This is a genomic window from Okeania sp. SIO2F4, from assembly GCF_010672385.1.
Classification (GTDB): domain Bacteria; phylum Cyanobacteriota; class Cyanobacteriia; order Cyanobacteriales; family Microcoleaceae; genus Trichodesmium.
This window is the reverse complement of the sequence record NZ_JAAHGT010000628.1, coordinates 1-5811: the sequence shown is the minus strand read 5'-3', so window position 1 is coordinate 5811 and position 5811 is coordinate 1. Positions and strand designations below refer to the sequence as shown.

Here is a 5811-nt window from a genome sequence, read left to right as displayed (position 1 = left end):
TTAAATTTATAAGGTATAGATAATCGTCAGGGAAGTTAGGACATTCTCAAACTCTCAAATATAGGAATTTAACTTCGCGCCTTCTAACTTCTAAACTTTTGAGTTTTGAATTTTAACGAATGGGACTATATCCCGCTTCTTTAATTAACTTTTGCCCTTCATCTGTCAACAATAATTTTCCATAAGCTTCTCCAGCTTTCTCATCAAAGGAACCATCTTTTTTGACAATCACAAATAACCGTCTCGTAATGGGATATGTTCCATTTTCAAATGCTTCTAAATTCGGCTCATTACGAAGTTGTTCTGAACAATTTTCTGGTGATATAAATTCACCTTTGTAAGGAACAACAAAAGTACCTGCTGATTCATAGCTAATTGCTAAAGGTTTGACACTACACTGAGGAATAAGTTCTGAAGCTGTAGCAAAATAAATTCCACCTTTATTTGCAGTTACCTCTCGTAAAGCTTGAGTAGTTGTAGGAATAAAAAATACATTTTTGCCAAAATTTTTGTTATTTAAAATATTGTCTTGAAAGAAAGGAGTTGTACCACTAGCAAGAGGACGAGCATAGGGAAAAATTTTAATATTAGCTGCTCCTATTTGACTCCAATTTGTAATCTTACCAGTATAGATATTCTGAAGTTGTTTTAAAGTTAAACCTGCAAGATCGAGTTCGTGATTAATCACAATAGCAATCCCATCAATAGCAACAGGAATTTGTTTCAGTTGAAACCCTCTATTTCTTGCTCTCTGCAACTCAGCATCTGTCACAGGTCGTGAAGATTCTGCAAAAGAAATTTGACCTTTTAATAACATTTTAATCCCAGTTCCCGAACCTGGTGGTAAGCTAGGATGTTGTTTATAACTCAACTTAAATTCTGGAAAAATCTCTTGGATTTTTGGATTAACTCGATCGCGAATTGGTGCCCAAGTTGTACTACCTCCATGTAGCCAATTACCGTTAGGAACCCCAGAAATATAAGCAAAACATTTGTCAAGTTCAATTTGATTTTCTCTTGAAGGTATAAACTGAGTTAATTGTTCTGGGCAAGGCAATAATTGTAAATTTTCCACTTCTTGTTTTGGTAGTTTTACTCCATTAATTAACCACCAAGTTATTCCAGCAACTAGCAATAAACTTATAACCACTAATAAAAATAAATTTTTTTTATTCAGCAACGAAGGAGAAGTTTGAGGAGTAGGGATTAAATTATCAGTAAGTTCTTGCCAACTTAAAGGTTTATTTAATGCTGACTCTCGAATACATATTGTCGGTAACCACATTGCCCCTGGATAATCATGCTCAAAATATTCCAGACGTTCTCTAGCAGTATGAACGGAAGTAAATAAGGATTTATTATTAGTAAATTCTGCAAAAAAATAGTCTAAAAATTTGACTGCTACTTCATCAGGTATTGGTTCTCGCATCACAATACTACGAGGCAAACTTAACTTAGCTAATTGACTGGCTAATCCTAAACCATCACAGGAATTAAATATCGCTAATTGTAATCCTTTATCTATTAAATATCTAAGAGAATTCTTAAACTCGTCAATACTTAATTCATCAGAGTTGTTGAGAGAAATCCAGCCAATTGTACCATCTTCTTCACTACGACTATGACCAGAGAAAATAAAGATATGGAAACCTGATTCTTCTCTTAATGTATTAGCAAATTTTTCTCGACTGGGTTGTTTTAAACAGATAACTTCTGCTCCTTTTTCCTGTAGTTTTTGCACTATTTCTATATCTAGATTTGTATTAATACCCGCACTTTTTCCAACTACCAAAAGCACTCTAATATTGCCACAACTAGGATAAGGTTTTAGTTCACCTTTACCTCTAGCTCTCATAGCAATTTCTGCTTGAGGAAACCGAGATGTTAATAAACTCCATTCTTGCCAAGGTAGTCGTCGGAGTTTGGGATTTTTCACATCTAGAAATACACCAATTTCTGAGCCGGAATTTTCTAATGAACTAAACACAGAAATTAATTCTTCTCGGATAGGTCGCCACCGACGTTCATCAGAATCTAGCCATTCATTAATATAAGTTTTTATCAGTTTTCTTTGTTCTAAGCTGGAGTAATAAATAGTTCGTTTTGGACTAATCCGAGTAGCGATTTTACGAACTTCTGCCAACTGGTTATAAGCTAACTGCCAATTACTTAGGGATAATTCTAATTCTGATGGCAAAGGTGGTAAAAAACCATCAATAGAATCAAATTTACTATCGTTAGTCGTGAGAGTAACATGAAATCCAAAGTCTTCATTTTCGATGAGTTTAATTTTAATAATATTCATAATGGCATTCTATTTTATTCATTGTATTTTCGGTTTAAATTACCCCGAAAAAAAATTTAGTTTAAATTATACCATTTCTTAATGAAGCTACAATTACCTGATTTAAGGAAGTAGAAAAACCTTGGATTAAACCTAAATACTCTGAGTTATTAACCTGACAATTAACTTGAGTTGGTTTGAGCAGTTGACATATAGCAATCAGGAATCAGATGTAAGAATTGAATGTTTCTTAAAAGAATATAGTATAGCGGTTATCTTATTCATTTATATACATTTTTTCCTTCTTCTGTGTTCCCTTTTCCCAGTTAAGTGTTCCCTAAAAATATCCAATATCTCACAACTCAAATCATATTGCTATAAAACGCTAATGATTCCCATCTGCCGTAAAATTAGTAAATTAAAAAGCAACAATGCTCCTACCCGGGGAAAAGCTAGTAAAAAGTCAAAACCATAAGATTAGATATTTTGAAAAACCAGTTCTTTTCTAGTTTGCTTAACTATTTCCATATATTTTTTCTGTGATACTAATTTGATAAGTGTTTGCTACAAATAGCTATGGTACTTCTGACTCCTCAGAAGTCAGAATGAATAGGTTTGATACATTTTTTTGTGTCGTAACTTATCTTTTTCATCAAATAAAAATTTATGATAAAATATTTTCATAGTCCTTATTATTCGTAACATTCTTTTTTCATGCATGGTATGATAGCTTAATTGGACGACCATATATCTACAGATAGAGAGGGTTTCTAAATGAAGATTTACTAATTTATCAGGTAAATAGGAAAAATTTATGCAAAATTCCAGCAATTAAATTTATCAGGTAATTATACTAAATCCGGTTTATAGAGTACCCTTTTGTGCAGATAAGGAGATGGGGTATAGAGTAGATAGCGAGAGAGTTAGAGAGTATTTTTAAAAGTGCCTTTTGATAACCAGATTTAGTATTATTCAGCCGTCAGCTTTTTGCTTTCAGGTCGATTTTAACGAATTGGACTATATCCTGCTTGTTTAATTAATATTTGCACTTCATCTGTCAACAATAATTTTACATAAACTTCTCTAGCTTTTTCATCAAATGAACCATCTTTTCAAGGGGATAAAAAAATAAAATTTAGTATCTCAAGCCTCCCTATTCCAGGAAGTACTGCTAGCTGTTAACTGATAACTGAAATAACTTATCGAATAATTAATAATTAATAATTAAATAATTCAGCTTTATTAGCCTCCCCTTTCAAGGGGAAAAAAAGTGCTAGAATATTTCCTGATATTCAATTTTGTTGCGGTTTTAACCAGAGATAATTATCCATTATCCATTATTAATTAATGAAATACTTATGTTATTCTAATAGATAGTATTACTCTTTAAACTAGAAAAAAATCTATGTCTCGACCTACCTTATATATTGCCATTACTAATCATGGATTTGGTCATGTTGTCCCCATATCATCAGTTGCCAATCTGGTGCAAAAAATGTGTCCAGATGTTTTATTAATTATGGTGACAACTGCTCCCCGTTGGTTATTGGAATCTTATATTTCTGGTGATTTTATTTATCGTCCCCGTGCTTTTGATGTGGGAGTTATTCAATCAGATAGTATCACCATGGATAAAGAAACTACCCTAGAAAAATTGCACGAAATTCGACACAGAGAAAAGTCAATTATTGCTGGAGAAGTAGATTTTATTAAGCAAAATCGAGTAGATTTATTGTTAGCAGATATTCCACCAATTGCTGCGAAAATTGCTCAAGCTGCTAATATTCCTGGTTGGATGATGAATAATTTTGGTTGGGATTTTATTTATCGTCCTTGGGGTGGTGAATTTGTGGAAATTGCTGATTGGATTAGTGAATGTTTCAGTAAATGTGACCGTTTATTTCGCCTCCCACTCCACGAAACTATGAGTGCTTTTCCTAATATTTTTGATGTTGGTTTAACTGGGGGAACTCCACGTTATCAACCAGAGGAAATTAAAGCAAAATTTGATATTCATGCCGACAAAGAAAAAACTATTTTACTTACTTTTGGTGGTTTAGGTTTAGACCATATTCCTTATCAAAATCTTTCTCGTTTTCCTGAGTGGCAATTTATTACATTTGATAGTAACACTCCTGAACTTCCCAATCTCATAAATGTCAGAAAAGAATCTGAAAAAATAGATACAAATTTACCACATATTCGCCCTGTAGATTTAATGCCGATTTGTGGCAGGATTATTTCTAAACCAGGATATAGTACCTTTGCTGAAGCTTTGCGTTTAGAAGTACCTATTGTGTCATTAGTTAGAGAAGGTTTTGCCGAATCGAAATTATTATTAGACGGAATTCAAGATTATAGTTATCATCAAATCTTACCTCCAACAGAATTTTTTGATGGTGATTGGGAATTTATCAAACAACCCCTACAAGCACCCCGTAAATCTGAAAAATTAGATAAAAATGGTAGTGAAGCGATCGCTCAAGCTGTTGTAGATTATTTACAATAATTATTTTCAATTGTCCAATTATTTGATTCAAGGAAAACAATTATGATCCCTAAAATTAATATTAATAACTTCATTGAAATTGATATTAACAGTATCATTGTAACTGGAGTTGAAATCGTATTTATAATATGTCTATTTGTAGCAATTAAATTTGTTTTCGGCAGAGCATATAAACAATTAATACAAGTATCATCAGTCAAAAAAAAGAAAAAAGAGGTTGAATTTATCTACCAAAATACTCAGATATTATTAACTGTAAGTTGCTTACTACTATGTTTATTAGTGGCTGGAATTAATGGATGGCTTATTTATCAAGGAAAAAATTTAATCGAATACCAAACTTCTTTGATTAAAAATATTTCCTTTGATTACTTGCTAGTTATAGGAATTAGAGTCCTCAAAATCTTGGGCATACTAATTTTAACTAAATGGAGTATTCCATATATAAAAAGATTTATAACTTGGTTAACAGAGTGGGCAAAAAACGTCGATAACATCACTGCCAATGACGCCAGTATTGAAAAATTATTTGAATTTTTCAAAAGTCACTTTAATAATATGATCTGGCTGTTATATGTTGCTATATCAGCTCAAATTATGGTCTTCCCAGAAGTAATTGTCAAATATTTATATATAAGTTTGCAAGTTTATATAATTATTATTATGGGATTACTATTTACTAAAGCTAATACAACAGTTATTGAAACTGTGGATGCTGTTAGTAAGAAATACTCCGATCAAAGAAATATTGTGCGGATCTACAACCGCCTACGTAAATTAATTCCTCTTGCCCAACGATGTCTTGAATATACAATCTATATTACTACAGCTACTTTAGTAGTTCAAAAAATTGATTTTATTGCTAATTTAGCTCCTTATGGTCCTTTATCTTTGCAAATAATAGGGATTATATTTATGAGTCGTGTTGTGCAAGAAATTGGTCAACTTTTACTAGAAGAAGTACTACTGCGTGAGGGTGATACAGATGATTTATCTCGTCTCTGTCGAGATAAATCAA

General features: G+C 32.2%; 3 protein-coding genes. 2 read left to right on the top strand and 1 reads right to left on the bottom strand.

The genetic code is table 11. The features are described from left to right. Window positions 1-112: 112 nt before the first annotated feature. Window positions 113-2305 carry a substrate-binding domain-containing protein gene (locus F6K22_RS29105; RefSeq protein WP_293106122.1) on the bottom strand — a complete coding sequence of 731 codons (2193 nt, stop codon included), beginning with the start codon at window positions 2303-2305 and terminating at the stop codon, window positions 113-115. A 1384-nt stretch (window positions 2306-3689) separates the two neighbouring features. On the opposite strand from F6K22_RS29105, the gene F6K22_RS29100 reads away from it, so the two are divergent. Both F6K22_RS29100 and F6K22_RS29095 read left to right on the top strand, forming a co-directional pair. Next, window positions 3690-4793 (top strand): glycosyltransferase family protein, encoded by a 1104-nt coding sequence (locus F6K22_RS29100; RefSeq protein ID WP_293106119.1) that lies wholly within the window; start codon window positions 3690-3692, stop codon window positions 4791-4793. A gap of 42 nt (window positions 4794-4835) precedes the next feature. Then, on the top strand, window positions 4836-5811 hold a 976-nt coding region (locus F6K22_RS29095), incomplete at its 3' end, for a hypothetical protein (protein ID WP_483244170.1).

Bases quoted from the DNA above. Each gene is read 5' to 3' on its own strand.
- F6K22_RS29105 (WP_293106122.1), bottom strand. From the start codon at position 2,305: ATGAATATTATTAAAATTAAACTCATCGAAAATGAAGACTTTGGATTT.
- F6K22_RS29100 (WP_293106119.1), top strand. From the start codon at position 3,690: ATGTCTCGACCTACCTTATATATTGCCATTACTAATCATGGATTTGGT.